This window comes from Samsonia erythrinae, assembly GCF_004342665.1.
GTDB lineage: Bacteria > Pseudomonadota > Gammaproteobacteria > Enterobacterales > Enterobacteriaceae > Samsonia > Samsonia erythrinae.
In genome coordinates, this window is the sequence record NZ_SMBY01000008.1 from 111150 (window position 1) to 131480 (window position 20331).

17 protein-coding genes and 1 rRNA gene are annotated in these 20331 nt (G+C 50.8%); 11 read left to right on the plus strand and 7 right to left on the minus strand.

Annotated features, from left to right (window positions below):
- Positions 1–58: 58 nt before the first annotated feature.
- The 3 genes from mnmG to asnC form a co-directional block, all read right to left on the minus strand.
- Complete coding sequence (mnmG, locus tag EDC54_RS13370; RefSeq protein ID WP_132457163.1) at positions 59–1948, minus strand: tRNA uridine-5-carboxymethylaminomethyl(34) synthesis enzyme MnmG; 1890 nt, start codon at positions 1946–1948, stop codon at positions 59–61.
- 385 nt (positions 1949–2333) lie between these two features.
- Positions 2334–2783 carry an FMN-binding protein MioC gene (mioC, locus tag EDC54_RS13375; protein ID WP_132457166.1) on the minus strand — a complete coding sequence of 150 codons (450 nt, stop codon included), beginning with the start codon at positions 2781–2783 and terminating at the stop codon, positions 2334–2336.
- Positions 2784–2872: 89 nt separating this feature from the next.
- Positions 2873–3334: a transcriptional regulator AsnC gene (gene asnC / locus EDC54_RS13380; RefSeq protein ID WP_132457169.1), complete on the minus strand. Its 462-nt coding sequence runs from the start codon at positions 3332–3334 to the stop codon at positions 2873–2875.
- 151 nt (positions 3335–3485) lie between these two features.
- Here asnC and asnA point away from each other — a divergent pair, with 151 nt between their 5' ends.
- Positions 3486–4478 (plus strand): aspartate--ammonia ligase, encoded by a 993-nt coding sequence (gene asnA / locus EDC54_RS13385; protein WP_132457172.1) that lies wholly within the window; start codon positions 3486–3488, stop codon positions 4476–4478.
- Here the strand turns inward: asnA and viaA are convergent.
- Together viaA and ravA are read right to left on the minus strand one after the other, a co-directional pair.
- Positions 4475–5953 (minus strand): ATPase RavA stimulator ViaA, encoded by a 1479-nt coding sequence (viaA, locus tag EDC54_RS13390; RefSeq protein ID WP_132457175.1) that lies wholly within the window; start codon positions 5951–5953, stop codon positions 4475–4477. The genes asnA and viaA overlap by 4 nt on opposite strands.
- A gap of 5 nt (positions 5954–5958) precedes the next feature.
- Positions 5959–7458, minus strand: coding sequence for an ATPase RavA (gene ravA / locus EDC54_RS13395; protein WP_132457178.1), 1500 nt, complete (start codon positions 7456–7458; stop codon positions 5959–5961).
- Positions 7459–7779: 321 nt separating this feature from the next.
- Between ravA and kup the strand changes: the two genes are divergently transcribed.
- Entirely contained in the window at positions 7780–9648 is a 1869-nt protein-coding gene (gene kup / locus EDC54_RS13400; RefSeq protein ID WP_132457181.1) for a low affinity potassium transporter Kup, read from the plus strand.
- A gap of 142 nt (positions 9649–9790) precedes the next feature.
- Here kup and qseC read toward each other — a convergent pair whose 3' ends face one another.
- Both qseC and qseB read right to left on the minus strand, forming a co-directional pair.
- Positions 9791–11149, minus strand: coding sequence for a quorum sensing histidine kinase QseC (gene qseC / locus EDC54_RS13405; protein ID WP_132457184.1), 1359 nt, complete (start codon positions 11147–11149; stop codon positions 9791–9793).
- Positions 11146–11808, minus strand: a complete 663-nt coding sequence (qseB, locus tag EDC54_RS13410; protein ID WP_132457187.1) for a quorum sensing response regulator transcription factor QseB — start codon at positions 11806–11808, stop codon at positions 11146–11148. Before qseB ends, qseC begins: the two co-directional genes overlap by 4 nt.
- Positions 11809–12037: 229 nt before the next feature.
- Here qseB and EDC54_RS13415 point away from each other — a divergent pair, with 229 nt between their 5' ends.
- The 9 genes from EDC54_RS13415 to EDC54_RS13455 form a co-directional block, all read left to right on the plus strand.
- Entirely contained in the window at positions 12038–12433 is a 396-nt protein-coding gene (locus tag EDC54_RS13415; protein WP_132457190.1) for a YgiW/YdeI family stress tolerance OB fold protein, read from the plus strand.
- 418 nt (positions 12434–12851) lie between these two features.
- Entirely contained in the window at positions 12852–13700 is an 849-nt protein-coding gene (locus tag EDC54_RS13420; RefSeq protein WP_132457193.1) for a hypothetical protein, read from the plus strand.
- Between the two features lie 315 nt (positions 13701–14015).
- Positions 14016–14435 carry a D-ribose pyranase gene (gene rbsD / locus EDC54_RS13425; RefSeq protein WP_132457196.1) on the plus strand — a complete coding sequence of 140 codons (420 nt, stop codon included), beginning with the start codon at positions 14016–14018 and terminating at the stop codon, positions 14433–14435.
- A gap of 7 nt (positions 14436–14442) precedes the next feature.
- Complete coding sequence (rbsA, locus tag EDC54_RS13430) at positions 14443–15948, plus strand: ribose ABC transporter ATP-binding protein RbsA (RefSeq protein ID WP_132457199.1); 1506 nt, start codon at positions 14443–14445, stop codon at positions 15946–15948.
- 7 nt (positions 15949–15955) lie between these two features.
- Positions 15956–16924 (plus strand): ribose ABC transporter permease, encoded by a 969-nt coding sequence (rbsC, locus tag EDC54_RS13435; RefSeq protein WP_132457202.1) that lies wholly within the window; start codon positions 15956–15958, stop codon positions 16922–16924.
- A 25-nt stretch (positions 16925–16949) separates the two neighbouring features.
- Positions 16950–17837 (plus strand): ribose ABC transporter substrate-binding protein RbsB, encoded by an 888-nt coding sequence (gene rbsB / locus EDC54_RS13440; protein WP_005976509.1) that lies wholly within the window; start codon positions 16950–16952, stop codon positions 17835–17837.
- Positions 17838–17908: 71 nt separating this feature from the next.
- A complete protein-coding gene (rbsK, locus tag EDC54_RS13445) occupies positions 17909–18835 on the plus strand; it encodes a ribokinase (protein ID WP_132457206.1) in 927 nt (308 codons plus the stop codon).
- Between the two features lie 3 nt (positions 18836–18838).
- Positions 18839–19834: a ribose operon transcriptional repressor RbsR gene (gene rbsR / locus EDC54_RS13450; protein ID WP_165904315.1), complete on the plus strand. Its 996-nt coding sequence runs from the start codon at positions 18839–18841 to the stop codon at positions 19832–19834.
- A 426-nt stretch (positions 19835–20260) separates the two neighbouring features.
- Positions 20261–20331: ribosomal RNA gene (locus tag EDC54_RS13455) — 16S ribosomal RNA — on the plus strand; the annotation flags it as partial.

A 20331-nucleotide genomic window follows, 5' to 3' on the forward strand; every position in this document is an offset into this window, starting at 1 on the left:
AGAATAGTCATAAAAATAGCCGGATAACCGGCTATTTAGAGGATAAGTCTATCTCAAATCAGGCGCTGCGACGCAGCAACCCCTGTTTTTTCAGCCAAACCAACAAAATGGAGATCGCCGCTGGCGTGATACCGGAAATCCGCGAAGCCTGACCTATTGATACCGGTTTGTGATCGTTTAGCTTGGCAATAACCTCATTGGACAACCCGCTAACCTGTTTGTAATCCAGATCGGCAGGCAGCAGCGTATTCTCATTGCGCAACTGTTTCTCGATCTCATCCTGTTGGCGGGCGATATATCCTTCATATTTGACTTGAATTTCAACCTGTTCCGCCGCCTGTTCATCAGCCAATGCCGGAGCAAACAGCGGTAAAGCGGTAAGCTTAACGTAGTCCACTTCCGGGCGACGCAGCAGCTCTTCGCCGTTGGCTTCACGAGACAGCGGTGTTTTCAACAGCGAATTAACTTGTTCCACCTGCTCGGCGTGAGGATGTACCTGAATATCGCGCAGACGCTGGCGTTCTTTCTCGATATTTTCAAGTTTTTCATTGAAACGCGCCCAGCGATAGTCATCAACCATCCCCAGTTTACGACCAATTTCGGTTAAACGCAGATCGGCGTTATCTTCGCGCAGCATCAGCCGATATTCGGCGCGTGACGTGAACATACGATAGGGCTCTTTGGTTCCCAACGTACAGAGATCGTCAACCAGTACGCCCAGATAGGCCTGATCGCGGCGCGGCGACCAGCCTTCCTGATCGGCAGCCAAACGCGCCGCATTCAACCCTGCCAGCATGCCTTGCGCCGCAGCTTCTTCATAACCGGTCGTGCCGTTGATCTGTCCGGCAAAGAACAAACCGTGAACGAATTTATTTTCCAGCGTGGGTTTCAGATCGCGGGGATCGAAGAAATCGTACTCAATGGCATAACCGGGACGAACAATGCGCGCATTTTCCATCCCGGTCATGGAACGCACAATTTGCCATTGGACGTCAAACGGCAAACTGGTTGAGATCCCGTTAGGGTAAATCTCGTTGCTGGTCAGCCCCTCGGGTTCGAGGAAGATCTGATGCGCGTTACGATCGGCGAACCGCATCACCTTGTCTTCGATCGAAGGACAGTAGCGGGGACCGATCCCTTCAATGATCCCAGCGTACATCGGGCTGCGATCGAGGTTATTGCGGATCACCTCATGCGTTTTTTCATTCGTGTGCGTGATATAACACGGCATTTGCGCCGGATGCTGGCTTGGATTGCCCAGAAATGAGAATACCGGCAGCGGGTTATCGCCGTGTTGCTGAGTGAGCACGCTAAAATCAATTGTTCTGGCGTCAATACGCGGCGGCGTTCCCGTTTTCAGGCGATTGACGCGTAGCGGCAGTTCACGCAGACGGCGCGCCAGTGGAATGGACGGCGGATCGCCTGCACGGCCACCGCTGTAATTATCCAGACCAATGTGGATCTTGCCGTCGAGGAACGTTCCTACCGTCAACACAACGGCTTTCGCGCGGAATTTCAGTCCCATCTGAGTCACGGCGCCAACGACGCGATCGTTTTCCACGATTAGATCGTCCACCGCCTGTTGGAAGATCGTCAGGTTAGGCTGGTTTTCCAGCGCGGTGCGAACCGCCTGCCGATAGAGTACGCGATCGGCCTGTGCGCGAGTGGCTCTGACCGCCGGGCCTTTACTGCTGTTTAGTATCCTAAACTGGATGCCCGCCTGATCGACAGCACGCGCCATCAATCCCCCCATGGCATCGATCTCTTTCACCAAATGACCCTTGCCAATACCCCCGACAGCCGGGTTACAGGACATTTGCCCCAGCGTATCGATATTGTGAGTCAGTAAAAGCGTCTGTCGGCCCATTCGTGCAGAGGCCATCGCCGCTTCTGTTCCGGCATGACCGCCACCGATGACAATGACGTCAAAGGGATCTGGATAAAACATGGAACTGCTCCTCGCATTATTGCGAATGATGAGTGGTTAACGATCGTTACTTGCCCTGGGGTGGGGGATTTTACTCAACTTTGCGTCAACGACCAAGCACGTTGGATCGTCGTTAATTAAAGAAAGATCTTTTTATTTAAAGATCTCTTTATTAGATCTCTTATTAGGATCGTCGTGTTATGTGGATAAGTGATTATTCATATTAAAGATCAAGAGAATGGAGAAGATCCTTACCTGTGAATGATCGGTGATCCTAGCCAGTATAAGCTGGGATCTTAATGAGGATTTATTCACAGGATAAAAAACACACAGCGGTTGTTATTGGGATAACTACTGGTTTTACACGTGAAATAATTATAGTTATCCACATCTGTTCGGTGTTTTTTTAATCTTTTTTGAGTAAATCGATCCAGGATCCCAACCAGATTTCTGCCGGATCCTCCGGAATTTGATGTTCCGTAATGTCGATCGTCAGAACATCGCCGATCCGTCTCGCCCCCGATTGGGTTAATACACGATCTGCCGTCAGGATCGCGCCACAAAATGTGTCGTACTCTTTACTGCCAATCCCCACCGCGCCAAAACGAATCTGAGAAAGATCGGTTTTCTGCTGTGCCAATTGTTCAAACAGAGTTTTCAGGTTATCGGGAAATTCCCCAGCGCCGTGCGTGGATGTCACCACCAGCCATATTCCGCTTTCTGGCAGCTCGCTGAGTTCAGGGCCGTGCAGAATTTCAGTGGAAAAATCCTCTTTTTCCAGCAATTCAGCCAGGTGTTCTGCGACATATTCGGCGCTGCCAAGGGTACTGCCGCTGATAAGGGTAATGTCTGCCATAGCGATCCCATCCGATAAAAGACGGGACATTGTACGCTGTGATCTGGCTGGGATCTACCTGTGGATAATATGGGTATAGGAAAAAAGCATTATGGCACGATCGTCCGCATAATGGGGTTTTGCAGGGAGATCAGGGTTTCAGTGGACTGAATTTCATCAATGGTTTGGATCTTGTTGATAAGTACATGTTGCAGCGCGTCGATCGAACGGCACATGACCTTGATAAAGATGCTGTAATGGCCGGTGGTGTAGTAGGCCTCGACGACTTCTTCCAGATTGTTCAGCTTTTCCAGCGCGGAGGGATAATCCTTGGCGCTCTTGAGAATGATGCCGATAAAGCAGCATACGTCATAACCCAGCTGTTTTGGGTTCACGTCCAGCCTCGTGCCGACAATGATGCCTGACTGCTTCATTTTTTCCACTCTGACATGGATGGTGCCGGGGCTGACGGAGAATTGTTTTGCCAGTTCGGCGTAAGGGGTGCGCGCATTGCCCATTAATGCGGAAAGAATGCCGCGATCGAGATTATCGATCTGATAAATTTCAGCCATTTTGAGCCTCCTGTTTTAACGAATAGTCATTTTATACCGTTATAAAATGACGGATTAAAAGCACAACCGCAATTTATCCATAAGAATATTGAATGACTAACCCTTTTTATTGCTTAATGAGTAACAAATACGATTGACAAGAGATGCGGCAATGAAAAAACAGTACATCGAAAAACAACAGCAAATCAGCTTCGTTAAGTCTTTTTTCTCCAGTCAGTTGGAGCAGCTTCTGGGGCTGATTGAAGTCCAGGCGCCGATTCTCAGTCGTATCGGCGATGGTACGCAGGATAACTTATCCGGTACGGAAAAAGCGGTACAGGTAAAGGTTAAGGCGCTGCCGGATGCAGCTTTTGAAGTGGTTCACTCTCTTGCCAAGTGGAAACGTAAGACGCTGGGCAGCTATGATTTTAGCCGCGGCGAAGGAATTTATACCCATATGAAAGCCCTGCGCCCGGACGAAGATCGCTTGAGTCCGATCCACTCCGTCTATGTCGATCAGTGGGATTGGGAGCGTGTGATGGGCGACGGCGAGCGTCATGCCGACTACCTGAAGTCCACAGTCGAGAAAATTTATCAGGGCATTAAAGCGACGGAAGCTGCCGTGCATCAGGCGTTTGGCATTCAGCCTTTCCTGCCGGCGCAGATCCACTTTGTCCACACCGAAACGTTGCTAGAACGTTACCCTGAGCTGGATGCCAAAGGGCGTGAACGCGCCATTGCCAAAGAGCTGGGCGCGGTCTTCCTGATTGGGATCGGCGGTAAACTGTCCAGCGGGCAGCCTCACGATGCGCGCGCGCCGGATTATGATGACTGGACAACGCCGGGCGAGCAGGGACTGGCTGGTCTGAATGGCGATATCCTGGTGTGGAACCCGGTTCTGAACGATGCCTTTGAGATTTCATCAATGGGGATCCGCGTGGATGCCGATGCGTTAAAACGCCAGTTGGCGTTGACGCAGGACGAAGAGCGTCTGAAGCTCGAATGGCATCAGGCGCTGCTGCGTGGCGAAATGCCGCAAACGATCGGCGGGGGGATTGGGCAGTCCCGTCTGGTCATGCTGTTACTGCAACTGTCGCACATTGGACAGGTTCAGTGCGGCGTGTGGCCGCAACCGCTGCGCGAGTCGGTTTCCGGTCTGCTTTAATCGGCCTGACCGTGCTGCCATCGGCGCATTAAACGGCTTTTTAACCCGGTATCAAAGTGCCAGATATGGTCAAATATATGCATGATGCCGGGTTTGCCATGATCGGACATCGCGACGGCGTGGAAACGATGCTGTCGCCGATCCCGACTGCTTTTAACTTTATTTACGACTTCATCCGGCAGCCGCTGGGCGATAAAATCTGAAATCACCACCGCATCGGCATCATGCCAGAAGGCGTCCTCCATCTTATCCAGCAGCGCTGACAGGCAGGCGCTCATATCGGTACCGCCGCGAAACGACTGGCTGAGAAAACGTATTGCCTGATCCAGCCCGTCCGCAGACGTTAATTCATACTTCACCACCCCGGTGGAGAACAGCATGATGTAGCAACGGCGATTGTCTGCGAGCGCAATACGCATCAGCGCCAGACAGAAGGCTTTCGCGCAGCGTTCGTTAAAGCCGCCCATAGATCCCGAGGTATCGACACAGACGATGAACGGGCCGCGCGGCTGTTGTTCATTCTGTTGGTGAAGGACGGGACGCTCCGTGATTTTTTCACGCCAGTTTTCCCCTTGTAACCGGTAGGTTAGCAGCCGATGTTCCAGCAGACGGCGATAGAATTCGTATTCTATTTCGCGGATGCTCATTGTCGCCAATTCGGTCGGCATCAAACGCAAAATGTCGTCGCTCTGATGCACGCCGCTGACCTGCTCGGGCACCGCGGCGGGTTCTTGTATGCGTACTCGAAACGCTTCTTTCGGAGCATCTTGCGTGAGGATAGACTTGGTTTCCCGGCTGCGTCCCAGTCGTTCCGCCAGTTTTTGTAATGCAGGCTGACGTTGCAGGAAAGCGCCGAAATCCAGCAGTGGACGAGGATCGGTTTGAATACGCAGTGCGGCGCTGAGATCCCACAGTCGTCCGGCCGCATTGTCATTTTCGGCCAGAATCGGTTCGAGCTTGCCGCTGAGGGTCAGACGCTGTTGCAGTTCATCCAGCAGGGTTTCCCGCTCCTGTTCCATCAACTGCTGATGCAATGAAACGGTTTGTAGTGTCAGACTTAACCGCCAGCGCTGAAGAAAGAGCGTGTGGAGCGCACGGGTGATCGTCTGCGTTAAGGTGCTCTCCGGAGGGGGGATCAGCCGTGAGGCCTGCGGCAGAAACGGCGATTCCACGGTGTTCAGCGTAGCCATAATCGCAGGCAGACGGGTTTGAAAAGTCTGGTTGTCGATCGATTGTGTGCGCTGGTAGCAGTGAAATTCTTTTTCCAGTTCTGGCGGGACCTGCGTCGTGCGCAGGCGCTGCTTTAACGTTTCTTTCCAGTGGGGAAGATCATTGAGTAATGCGGACTTCAGGCTGGGATACTTTTCAAAGAAGAACGCAATCTGAGGCGTCGCCAGCAGCGTGACGACAAGCTCGTCCAACAACTCGTTCTCATCTATCGACAGCAACATTTCCAGCGATTCCAGCGTAATCATCGGCGTTAGTCCTGTCGCTCTGATTGCTGGATTTGTTCGGCGACGTATTGCAGGCTGTCTTCGATTTTCGCCAGCCATGCGCCGGGGACGAACAAACAGGGCTGATGCTGATTGAACATGCGCCGCTGTTCGCGAAGCTGCATGTTCAGCTTGTCATACTCATCGACAATTTCGGCAGGGAGCGTGCAGTCGCGTTTTTCCGGCAGAGAAAGGATAGAAGATTGCAGGCTAATGTCGCGAACGGCCAGATGTTGACGATCGTCCACCACCAGATCGAGAGGCTGAGGAAATCCGATGCCGTTGAGTTTGCCTCGGATTTCCCCGCCTTTTTGCAGCCAGGTTTGGAGCGCATTCCTTTCAATGACCAGATGGCTGATTTCAATATCGTGCAGGATCAGCGGGCGTTGCAGCGCCAAATCCAGCGTTTCTGCGGTGATGGCGTCAGGGAGGGCGTAGTGAAATTTGCGACCGAATAAATGTCCCTGCTTTTCCACAGAAAAAGCCTGTAATTCGCTTTGCTCTCTCTGATATTGTTGGCGTTTGACATTGACCTGTTGCAGACGGAACAGCAGCGTTTTTTGCTGGTAGGCATGCTCGGTCATCAATAATTCAAGCTGGCGTTCAATCAGTGTCAACGTGTTCTGGTCGTGCCAGAGGCAATCTTTCAGCAGAATGATATCAATAGGTGTAATGGCATCCCGACCACAGAAAAAGGCACAGGCCTGAAGCAGGTGTAAGGCTTTTTTCCAGCGTCGATCGGAAATGTAAGGTGCCTGTTCCTGCGTTTCCAACTGTTGGCGCAGGGTATAGATCAGCTCGAAGCAGGCTTCGGGTAGCGTAATGCGCTCTATTTCCTTTTGCCACTGTTGGTACTCTTCATCGCTGACGCTGAGAGCAGGCGGAACGGGATTATCGTGCTCGCTGGCGTTATTGATCAGCAGCGCGCGAAAATTTTGTTTTTCCTGTACCCGATCGAGCCACAGCCGGATCAACATTCGGTCATAGAGTGCTTCCAGACCGCCATCTTCCTCTGGCAATTCATTCGATGCGGCAACCAGCAGGCGCATTGGGATGGTGTTTTCGCTGTTGCCATTGCGAAAACGCCGTTCGTTAATCGCCGTCAGCAGAGTGTTCAAAATCGCGGGGCCGGCTTTCCAGATTTCATCCAGAAATACGATTTCGGCTTCCGGCAGATAGCCGGCGGTCAGGCGCTGATAGCGACCTTCGTCTTTTAGCGCCTGAATGGAAAGGGGGCCGAAGACCTCTTCTGGCGTGGAAAAGCGCGTCATCAGGTACTCAAAGGCATTCGCGTGACGAAACGCGAATTTAATACGCCGGGCGATCATGCTTTTCGCGATGCCAGGCGGCCCCAGTAGAAAGACACTTTCCCCGCTTAACGCTGCCAGCAAACACAGACGAATGGCGTGCTGTCGTTCATAGAGACCGTGCTCTAGCGCATGGCTGAGGCGCGAAATTCTTTCAGCCAATGCGGTGGATTGACGCATAATGGATCCGTTAGTCCCTTGGTGTATGTACTGAAATCATGTCTGTCTGAATCAGAGGGTTTGACGCATGACGCTTTCAGAAAAAACCGACTCTTAACAAGTCAATGGTCATAATAAACGGCAGATCACAGATTTTTATTAGAATAGTTATACGCATTATTTATGGGGAATCAATAAACCACTTTTTTCAGGATGTTTCGTATACAAAGCCTTGCAGAATAAGAATGGGTTTTTATCCCGATTTGTGCATACTGTGCGTTTTGGGATGAGTTATTGTGAATGACGCGTTCAGCGGACTGATTAATCACAGAAGATAGGTTTATGAGCTCAGAACATAAACGTTCGCTGTCGGCGGTGACGCTGGCAGCCATTGGGGTGGTTTATGGCGATATCGGCACCAGCCCGCTTTATACGTTAAGGGAATGTCTATCAGGACAATTTGGTTTTGGGGTTGAACCTGATTCGGTCTTTGGTTTTCTTTCACTGATCTTCTGGCTGCTGGTTCTCGTTGTTTCGTTGAAATACCTGACCTATGTGATGCGTGCAGATAACGCTGGCGAAGGCGGGATCCTCACCCTGATGTCGCTGGCCGGACGCAATACCTCCGATCGCATGACGTCCGTACTGGTCATCATGGGGTTGATTGGCGGCAGTTTCTTTTATGGTGAAGTGGTTATTACACCTGCCATTTCGGTGATGTCGGCAATCGAAGGGCTGGAAATCGTCGCACCGTCGATGGACAGCTATATCGTTCCGTTATCGATTATCGTGCTTACCCTACTGTTTATCATTCAAAAACACGGTACCGGCAGCGTTGGCAAACTGTTTGCGCCCGTGATGCTAATTTGGTTTTTGGCGCTTGGCGTGCTGGGCGCACGTAGCGTAATCGCTAATCCAGAGGTCTTGCAGGCATTGAACCCCTTGTATGCCGTGCGCTTCTTTGCCGAATATAAAGCGGTGTCGTTCTTTGCGCTGGGGGCGGTGGTACTCGCCATTACCGGGGTTGAAGCGCTGTATGCCGATATGGGGCATTTTGGCAAATTCCCGATTCGTCTGGCCTGGTTTACAGTCGTGCTGCCGTCTTTGGTATTAAATTACTTCGGTCAGGGGGCGCTGTTGTTAAAGAATCCGGAAGCGATCAAGAACCCTTTCTTCCTGCTGGCGCCCGATTGGGCGCTGATCCCGCTGATGTTGCTGGCGACGCTGGCGACGATTATTGCTTCACAGGCGGTGATCTCCGGCGTTTTCTCGTTGACACGACAGGCGGTGCGCCTTGGCTATCTGCCGCCGATGCGCATTGTGCATACGTCGGATATGGAGTCCGGTCAGATTTATATTCCGGCAATTAACTGGATGCTCTATATCGCGGTCGTCATTGTAATCGTGAACTTTGAGCACTCAAGTAATCTGGCTGCGGCTTACGGGATTGCGGTAACGGGGACGATGGTGTTGACCAGCATTCTGTTCTGTACGGTAGCGGCGAAGAACTGGCACTGGCACCGTTATCTGGTATGGATTTTACTGACGGGCTTATTGGTTATCGATGTACCGATGTTTCTGGCGAACGTGGTCAAAATTCTGTCTGGCGGCTGGCTGCCGCTGACGTTGGGCATGGTGATGTTTATTATCATGACGACGTGGAAAAGCGAGCGTTTCAGGCTGCTGCGTCGGCTGCATGAACATGGCAACTCGCTGGACGCGATGATCGCCTCGCTGGAGAAGTCACCGCCCACGCGGGTGCCGGGCACGGCGGTGTATTTCTCGCGTGCGACTCACGTCATTCCCTTCGCGTTGCTACATAATCTCAAGCACAACAAGATCCTGCATGAGCGCGTGGTGCTGTTGACCATGCGTACTGAAGATGCGCCCTATGTGTTGAATGCTCGCCGGGTTACGGTTGAACAGCTTTCCCCCACGTTCTGGCGGGTGATCGCCAACTACGGCTGGCGTGAGACGCCGGATGTGGAAGCGGTATTTCATCGCTGCTGGCAGGATGGGTTAACCTGTCAAATGATGGAAACCTCTTTCTTTATGTCCAATGAATCGCTGACTATCGGCGAGCGTCCGTGGTATCTGCGCTTGCGCGGTAAGCTGTTTATGATGCTTAGCCGTAACGCGTTGCGTGCGGCGGATCAGTTTGAGATACCGCCGAACAGGCTGATTGAGCTGGGAATACAGGTCGAGATTTAAGTGAACCCTCTATACTCGCTATCGTTAACACGCAGGCAGCGACTCGCTGTTTGTTATTAGGGAAACACGAGGATGAGGTTCCCGCAGGGACACCTCGCCTCGTGGTCGACCGAGTATCTCGATCTTACCCCAACGTAACGTCCTATAGCTTTTGCCAATTCACCGACACGATCAGCCCGCCTTCGGGCCGGTTGGTAAAAGTAACCTGCATGTGGTGCAGCGTGGCGATGTTGTTAACGATGGAAATCCCCAGACCGCTGCCGGATTTTTCCTGTCCCGGTGGCCGATAAAAGCGCTCTCCGATCCTTGACTGCGCCTCACTGCTGAGGCCCGGACCATTATCGGCAACCTGAAAGCCGCGTTCCGTCAGCGTCAGGCTTACCGTTCCCCCCTCATGACTGTAGCGAATGGCGTTATCCAACAGATTACGCACCAGCAGAGTGAGCAGCAGCGGATGGCCTTGCCGGATAACCGGGGTGTCCGGTACATCCAGCGTCAGTTCGATCCCTGCCGCTTGCGCCGTGTGGTAATGCGCGATGGTCGCTTGTTGCAGGAGTTCATTGAACTGAACGGATTGCTGACCTTCGGTATGCGATCCGGCGTCCAGTCGTGACAGCGTGAGAAGTTGATCCACCAGCCGGGTCGCTCTATCAATGCCTTTATCCAGATTGGTCAACGCATGGCGACGCATAGCCTCGTCGTCATGCGCCAATTGCGCCACTTCGGTTTGAACTTTCAACGCCGCCAGCGGGCTACGCAACTCGTGAGCCGCATCGGAGGTAAAACGCCGCTCGCGCACCAGCATGTCGCTAATGCGGGAAAAGAGCTGGTTTAACGCGTTGACCAACGGGCGAACTTCCTGCGGGACGTGTTGCGTCATCAGCGGAGTACTTTCGTCAGGCGAACGCTGTTGCAGCTCATCGGCCATGCGTTTTAGCGGCGAGAGTTCACGTGTCACCAGCCAGTACAGCAGTAACAGCATAATCGGCAGAGCGAACAGCCAGGGCATCAGGCTGATTTTGACAATATCCAACGTCATGTCCTGACGATATTCCCACTCCTGACCGACGGCGATGACATAACGATGATCCGCCGTCGTCAGCCAGACGATGCGCCATGCGTCATTATCATCACGCAGTTTGCCGTCGGTGAAGCCGTTGCGCTTATAGTCAAAAATAAAATCTTTGCCGTTATCGCCATCGTTCAATACCATTTTCCCGTCGCGGGTAAAAATAGCGAAGGCCAGCGCATCATCATCCTGTTTGCCTCGGTTTTTATGTACCAGATTTTTGGTTTTGGGCAGAGAAGCTGACTGGATTCGCAATTCATCGGGATTCATGGTGGCCAGGTGTTTGGCAAACAGCATTTGCTGAGTATCAAATAATTCATTGATGTTATCGCGCGTTTGATACCACGAAAGCAGACTGGCTATGCCCCAGCACATCAGTGTCAGCAGTGTAAACCCCGCAATCAGGCGTAAACGCAGGCTGAGCCGCTTCATGGCGCGTCTCCCAGAATATAGCCCACCCCATGCACGGTACGGATAAACCCGCTGCCCAGCTTTTTGCGCAGGTGGTGGATATGGACTTCTACCGCATTGCTGGAGACATCATCATCCCACCCGTAGAGCTTTTCTTCCAATTGCGCGCGCGTCAGTATCCGGTTGGGATTGAGCAAAAACAGTTCCAGCAGCGCCAGCTCGCGGGATTTGAGTATCAACGGCTCATTATTAAAGGTGACGCAGCGAGAACCCGGTTCAAGGGAAACCGCGCCGTGCGTCAGCGCAGGCTGAAGTTGCCCATGGCGACGGCGAATCAGGGCCTGAAGACGAGCGGCGACTTCCGTCAGCGCAAAGGGCTTGCATAAATAATCATCGGCGCCCTGCTGCAACCCTTCCACACGCTGTTCTAACGCGTCTCGGGCGGTCAGAATCAATACCGGTTCGTCATGACCAGACTGACGCCACTGGCGCAGAATATCCAGCCCGTCCATACCGGGAAGGCTGAGGTCGAGCACGACGGCATCATAAGGCGCAGCCTTCAATGCGGCGGCCCCCGCGTTGCCTTCCGTAAACCAGTCTATACTGAAACCCAATTTGATCAGTCCGGCTTTCAGGCCATCGCCGATCAGACGATCGTCTTCGATTAACAATATTCTCATGCCTGCCTCGCAGGGAGCGCGTCGCTGTTTTGGGTTTTTATACGAAATAGGATGATGGCATGTACAGGAAAACTCGCTGAAATCGGGCGATTCCGGCAATTTTAAACAATAAACATGCGACGACCGACGCCTTAAGATTCTGTTAAGAATCGTTTGTTTTAATCTTTTCCGAAGAGAGATGACTCCCGCAGCTTAACTGCGAAACAATTGGTAAATAAGGAAGGTAAACATGAAAAAAGCAGCCGCGTTACTTGCTATTACCGCTCTGGTTTCCACCCCGGTACTTGCCGCACAAAGCGGCGGTGGTTTTGTCAATCCGGAAACGCCAGCGGTTGGCACCCATAAAGGGGGATTCACCGATTCACAGAGCTCTCTTACCACGGTAGAAAAGGTGAAATCGTTGCGTGATGATAGTTGGGTCACGCTGCAAGGTAATATTGAAAAACGAATTGGCGATGAAAACTATTTATTCCGCGATTCAACGGGCACGATAGAAGTAGAAATCGACCATAAGCGCTGGAATGGCCAAATGGTTTCACCCACCGATAAAGTGGAAATCCAGGGCGAACTGGATAAAGACTTCAATTCCGTCGAAGTGGACGTGAAGCAAATTCGCAAACTTTAAAGCATTATCCTCATTCTCTATTGGTGGGCTTATGTCCCGCCAATTTTACATTAGAGAAAAAAATCCTCTCACCCTCTTGAGATATCCTGATAATACCCAATAAAATTTTAAGAAAACTCTTAATATAATAATAAATTATATTGGAGTTATTTTTATATAAATTTAAATAATAAAAAAACCATACATTATTACGCTATTGGTTTTTTTTTATATTTTAAGTTAATGATTATGTTTTTATATGTATATAACGTTAATTATTGAATTAAAAAACAAACAATTATTACTTTCAATCCGATTAGTAAAACATAAAACATTAGTATAAATTTTATACGTGATTTGTATTTCTATATAAATCCACGTAGGTGACTTTTATTAAGTCATTAATTTTAAATGTTAATACCCTATGGAGATGCCATTTATGGGGATTTTAAATAATACGTTTTCTTTGATCGGAAAAACGCTGGGTTTTATTGGTGATGCGGAGTCAAATGCCGTCACCAGTGTTGCTAACGCAGTAGCTACCGCAGTTAGTGGTGCCCAACAAGTTGTAAATGGCGTTACAGATTTTATCTCTGACGTCACCGAACCCATGCCTGTTGTCAATGGTGTTGTTGATGCTGCTGCAAATGTGATAAATGGTGCCACGCACGGTGTCGAAATTGTCACCCATCACTTTACAATGTGGGGTGCTGAAGCTGGACAAGCCATAGGAACGGTGCTGAATACTACGGGTGATTTCGTTGAAAACATTGGCGAAGCTGATCTCCAAGGTGCGATATGTGCCATTCGGGATGGCATCGGTGAGATTGTTGGCAAAGATTTACAGTATATCAGTGCTCACCTTGATCACGATGCGGAATTAATTCAAATTCCAATCAAAGTATTAACCGAGTCAGTAACCGATATTCTTAAACCGATATTCGGTGATAATTGTATCACTAATTTACCGAGTATCCTTGACGATCTACAGAATGGTATCCTAGAGGGCGTTATTCTAGATCAAATTGTTCAGCCTTTACTTGATTGCTTAGCCGAATTTAATGAGTCAATTTTCGGTTATGATGGATGTGATCTTTCAGCAAGTGATATGGGGATGGGTTTCTTGTTAGATTGTGATGATGAAGAACATAATCATCACTATTCATGTGACGATGAAGAACATAATGATCATCATTCATGTGAGCATGTAGAGTTCAACCCATGCGAACACAATGTTGAGCTCGTCGGTGTTAACGACGGCGAATGTTTTGTCGCTATCGCCGCCTAGGTTTTTTTATCAGGCACTGTTGCTATCCCCCAGAGAAATTTATGGGGGGTAGTATTAGTCTAGTAATTACTTCCATTTGTATATACTAGACATTGATAACAAGATTTTCATTAATATACTGATTTTTTGAGTTTTTTCATCCAAGAAAATTCAGAAATCGGATGCTATGTCTGTTCAGAACGTATTAATCACCCTTTCTATTTTTGTTAGCGAAACGTTTCGATAGCGATCACACTTTTTTTATTTCTTTATTGCCTTTCCCGCTTCTTTTTCTAATATGTTATCAGCGAAACGTTTCGCTGGTGGGGCAAAAAGATGAAAAAAACAGCATTATTGAATTCAAACATTTCTTCCGTAATTTCCCAGCTAGGGCATACCGATACCTTGGTGATTGGCGATGCGGGGTTACCGATCCCTGAAACGACGACGCGCATCGACCTGGCATTGACGCATAACGTGCCGACGTTCTTGCAGGTGGTGAGTATTGTCACCAGCGAAATGCAGGTTGAAGCCGCCATTCTGGCGCAGGAAATTCGTGAGAAGAATCCCACCGTCCATGACGCATTACTTGAACAATTGAAGCAGCTTGAACAACACCAGGGAAACACCATTGCGCTGCACTATGTCAGCCATGAAGAATTAAAAACCCAAAGCGGCAAAAGCCGGGCCATCATTCGCAGCGGAGAGTGTTCTCCTTATGCCAATGTCATTCTTTGTGCTGGCGTAACGTTCTGAGGCACCCATGCAACCTTTACTGCAACTGCAAGGCATCACGAAATCTTTTCCCGGCGTTAAGGCGCTTTCCGGTGCGGCACTCAATGTTTATCCGGGAAAAGTGATGGCGCTGGTAGGCGAAAATGGTGCGGGCAAGTCCACCATGATGAAAGTCCTGACCGGGATCTACCGTAAAGATGCCGGCAGCATCCATTTTCTGGGGCAGGAGGTGGATTTCAGCGGGCCGAAAGCGTCTCAGGAAGCGGGGATTGGTATTATCCATCAGGAACTTAACCTGATCCCCCAGCTCACGATTGCTGAGAATATCTTTCTTGGCCGCGAGTTTACTAACCGCTTCGGTCGTATCGACTGGAACAAGATGTATGTGGAAGCCGATAAGCTCCTGAAGCGTCTGAATCTGCGCTATGACAGTCGTCGTATCGTGGGAGATCTATCGATTGGCGATCAGCAAATGGTGGAAATCGCCAAGGTACTGAGCTTTGAATCGAAAGTCATCATCATGGATGAACCCACCGATGCCCTGACGGATACCGAAACCGCCTCGTTATTCAGCGTGATCAAAGAGTTGCAATCTCAGGGGTGCGGCATTGTCTATATTTCCCACCGTCTGAAAGAAATCTTCGAAATCTGCGATGACATTACCGTTTTCCGCGATGGGCAGTTTATCGGTGAGCGTCCGGTGAGTGATTTGCAGGAAGATACGCTGATCGAAATGATGGTGGGCCGCAAGTTGGAAGACCAGTATCCGCGCTTGAATAAAGCGCCGGGGGACGTTCGCCTTAACGTACAGAACCTGTCCGGGCCGGGCGTCGACAACGTTAGCTTTACGGTGCGCAAAGGTGAAATTCTCGGCGTTGCGGGGCTGATGGGCGCAGGTCGGACTGAGCTGATGAAGATCCTCTACGGCGCACTGCCGCGAACCGGCGGACGCGTGACGCTGGATGGTCGCGACGTCGTGACCCGTAAACCGCAGGATGGTTTGGCTAACGGCATCGTTTACATTTCCGAGGATCGTAAGCGCGATGGTCTGGTGCTGGGCATGTCGGTAAAAGAAAACATGTCCTTAACCGCACTGCGTTATTTCAGCCGGACGGGAGGACGCCTTAAACATGCCGAAGAACAGCTGGCCGTAGGCGATTTTATTCGTCTGTTTAACGTCAAAACGCCATCAATGGAGCAGCCCATCGGTCTGCTTTCCGGCGGCAACCAGCAGAAAGTGGCGATTGCCCGCGGTCTGATGACGCGCCCGAATGTCTTGATCCTTGATGAACCAACCCGCGGCGTCGATGTCGGGGCGAAGAAAGAAATTTATCAGTTAATCAATCAATTCAAAGAAGAAGGTCTGAGCATTATTTTGGTGTCGTCCGAAATGCCCGAGGTATTGGGAATGAGCGATCGCATCATTGTTATGCATGAAGGGCGCTTAAGCGGTGATTTCCCGATTGAGCAAGCAACCCAGGAAATACTGATGGCGGCGGCTGTTGGTAAGCAATATGGCGCAAAGCAGGAGTAAGTCAGACATGAGTTCTCAATCTATCGCGGAAAAACGCTGGTTCAGCAAAGCGTGGTTACTGGAGCAGAAGTCGCTGATTGCGCTCCTGATCCTGATTGCGATTGTATCCGCTATGAGCCCTAACTTTTTCACCCTGAACAACCTGTTCAACATTCTTCAGCAGACGTCGGTGAATGCCATCATGGCCGTGGGTATGACGCTGGTGATCCTGACTTCGGGCATCGATTTGTCGGTGGGATCGCTGTTGGCGTTGACCGGTGCCGTGGCGGCTTCCATCGTCGGGCTTGAAGTGAATGCGCTGGTCGCGGTGTTTGGCGCGCTGGCGCTGGGCGCGCTGATCGGCGCAGGTACGGGCGTTATTGTTTCTAAAGGTAAAGTGCAGGCGTTTATTGCCACGCTGGTGATGATGCTGCTGCTGCGCGGCGTGACGATGGTTTATACCAACGGCAGTCCAATCAATACCGGTTTTTCCGACGCGGCCGATGCGTTTGGCTGGTTCGGAATTGGTCGTCCGTTGGGTATTCCGACGCCGATCTGGATCATGGCTATCGTGTTCGCGGCGGCCTGGTACATGCTGCACCACACGCGTTTGGGGCGCTATATCTATGCGCTGGGCGGCAATGAGTCCGCGACGCGTTTGTCCGGTATCAGCGTGGATAAAATCAAGATTATTGTCTATTCCCTGTGTGGGCTGCTGTCTGCTCTGGCGGGAATTATTGAGGTCGCACGCTTGTCCTCCGCACAGCCAACGGCGGGGACGGGGTATGAGCTGGATGCCATCGCCGCGGTGGTATTGGGCGGCACCAGTTTGGCCGGGGGCAAAGGACGTATCGTTGGCACGCTCATCGGTGCGCTTATCCTTGGTTTCCTCAACAATGGATTGAATCTATTAGGTGTTTCTTCTTACTACCAAATGATCGTCAAAGCGGTCGTCATTTTGCTGGCGGTTCTGGTAGATAACAAAAGCAGTAAATAACCTTCATTCACACAGGAATTGCGTTATGAATATGAAAAAACTGGCTACTCTGGTTTCCGCTGTTGCGCTGAGCGCGACTGTCAGTGCGAATGCTTTGGCTAAAGATACGGTTGCTCTGGTGGTTTCTACGCTGAATAACCCATTCTTTGTCTCAATGAAAGAAGGCGCGCAGAAAGAAGCCGACAAACTGGGCTACGAGCTGATTGTGCTGGACTCTCAGAATAACCCGGCGAAAGAACTGGCAAACGTTCAGGATCTGACGGTACGTGGAACCAAAGTTCTGCTGATCAACCCGACCGATTCCGATGCGGTAGGTAATGCGATTAAAATGGCTAATCAGGCTAAAATCCCGGTTATTACGCTGGATCGCGTCGCCAGTAGCGGCGAAGTGGTGAGCCACGTTGCCTCTGACAACGCCTTCGGCGGTAAAGTCGCTGGTGATTTCATTGCCAAAAAACTGGGTGAAGGCGCAAAAGTGATTCAGTTGGAAGGGATTGCCGGAACCTCTGCCGCGCGTGAGCGTGGCGCCGGCTTCATGAAATCGGCAGAGAAAAATAAATTTGCTATGCTGGCCAGTCAACCCGCTGACTTCGATCGTACTAAAGGGCTGAACGTGATGCAGAACCTGCTGACCGCTCATCCGGATGTTCAGGCTGTATTTGCTCAGAACGATGAAATGGCGTTGGGCGCACTGCGCGCGTTGCAAACCGCAGGGAAAACGGATGTGCTGGTTGTCGGGTTTGACGGCACGCAAGATGGCGTGAAGGCCGTAGAGTCAGGCAAACTGGCGGCAACCGTTGCTCAGCGTCCCGATCAGATCGGTGTGATCGGTATCGAAACGGCGGCAAAAGTACTGAAAGGTGAAAAAACGCAGGCCATCATTCCGGTTGATCTGAAGCTGGTAGCAAAATAATTAAAGAATAAAGCAGGGCTCGCGCCACCCATTTGCGGTGGCGCATTATTAACGTAGCGGGATTCGACATAATGAAAACGGGTAAGCTGGTGGTGCTGGGCAGTATTAATGCTGACCATATTCTCAACCTTGAGCAATTTCCCCGCCCGGGTGAAACGGTGATCGGTAAACAATATAGCGTTGCTTTTGGTGGGAAAGGCGCCAATCAGGCCGTTGCCGCTGGCCGAAGCGGTGCAGATATCGCCTTTATTGCCTGTGTCGGAGAAGACGATATTGGCACGCGTATTTGCCAGCAGTTGTCCAAAGACCATATTGATGTTTCCGCCGTTGAGGCTATTTCCGGGGAAACGACCGGCGTCGCGCTGATTTTTGTTAACGCCGAAGCGGAGAACATGATCGCGATAAACGCAGGCGCGAATGCGGCTGTGACGCCTGATTACCTTCATCGTCATCAGCAATACATTATTGATGCCTCTGCGTTGCTTATGCAGCTTGAGTCGCCGTTGGAAACGGTCATCACAGCCGCCAAACTGGCGCACGAACATCAAACGAAAGTGATCCTTAACCCTGCCCCCGCTCGTGAACTGCCTGATGAACTGCTATCGCTGGTTGATATGATCACGCCGAATGAAACCGAAGCGCAGTTCCTGACGGGAATTACCGTCGAGACGGAAGAGGATGCGTCTCGTGCCGCACAGGTTCTACATGATAAAGGCATCGAAACGGTTCTCATCACATTGGGTAGCCGAGGCGTATGGCTAAGTGAAAACGGCCAGGGGCAACGTATAGCGGGGTATCGCGTCAAAGCCGTGGATACTATTGCCGCCGGAGACACGTTTAATGGCGCGCTCGTTACCGCGTTACTGGAAAATAAACCGATGTCCTCCGCCGTAAAATTTGCCCATGCGGCAGCGGCGATAGCCGTTACTCGCCGAGGCGCTCAGCCTTCTGTTCCGTGGCGTGAAGAGATCGACGAATTTTTGCAAGCTCAGGGGTAATTTTTGGCCACCATGAAAGATGTCGCCCTTCTGGCGGGCGTTTCCACTTCTACCGTATCCCACGTGATTAATAATGATCGCTTTGTCAGCGAGGCCATCCGCGACAAAGTGATGAAAGCCGTTGAAGAGCTCAACTATGCGCCGTCGGCGCTGGCCAGAAGCCTGAAAATAAACCAGACCCGCACCATCGGCATGTTACTCACTGCCAGTAATAACCCGTTTTATGCCGAAGTGGTCCGTGGCGTTGAACGCTGTTGTTATGAGCGAGGCTATAGCCTGATTCTGTGCAACACCGAAGGCGATCGCGACAGAATGAGTCATAGTCTGGAAACGCTGCTGCAAAAGCGGGTCGATGGTGTATTGCTGATGTGCACGGAAAGTCATCGCCCTTTGCCCGATATGATGAGCCGTTATCCTTCTATTCCGATGGTCATGATGGATTGGACGCCTTTTGAAGGCGTCATGGATGTGATTAAAGATAACTCTCTGCTCGGCGGCGAGATCGCAACCAATTACCTCATTGCGCGCGGTTATAAAAAGATAGCCTGCATTGCGGGGCCGAAAGATAAGACGACGGCCTACAACCGACTGGAGGGCTATCGGCAGGCGATGCAACGCGCTGGGTTATTTGTTCCCGCGGATTATGAAATTTTCGGCGATTTTGAGTTTGAAACGGGCTATCGCGCTATGCAGCAGTTATTAGCGTTGGAAGATAAGCCTGAAGCGGTGTTCACCAGTAATGATGCGATGGCCGTTGGCGTTTATCATGCGCTTTATCAGGCGGGGCTGTCGATTCCTCAGGATATGGCGGTAGTCGGTTACGACGATATTGAGCTGGCGCGCTATATGTCACCGCCGCTGACGACGATTCATCAACCGAAGGATGAACTGGGGGAATTGGCGGTTGATACGTTGCTTCATCGTTTGGAACATCCTGACACAGAGCCCAATGTGCTGGTGCTGACGCCGGAATTAATGGTGCGGCAATCCGTCCGGTAAGATTTCTTACCAATAAACGCTGGAAAATCCGGCATAACGCCGTCTTTTAATGCGCTTTGCTGAAAAAAAACTCGCTCGGTCATTTTTTTGCATTTAGCGCTTGTCAGCGGCGGAGAAGTCCCTATAATGCGCCTCCATCGACACGGCGCTGTGACTCACAAGCCGGTCGGTAAAGAAAGGGAAAACGCTTTAAAATAAACGTTGACTCTGAAGGTGATAAGCGTAATATACGCCACCTCGCGAAGCGGTTCAGGCCGCACGCACTGCTCTTTAACAATATAATCAGACAATCTGTGTGGGCACTCATAAGACCGTATCTTAACGAGATAAAAAGTCTTGAAGAGTGAACAACAGTAAATTCATTACGAATAAACAGTTTTAATTCTTTGAGCATCGCTGACGAGTTCAGCAAATCAAACAAATCTTAAATTGAAGAGTTTGATCATGGCTCAGATTGAACGCTGGCGGCAGGCCTAACACATGCAAGTCGAGCGGCA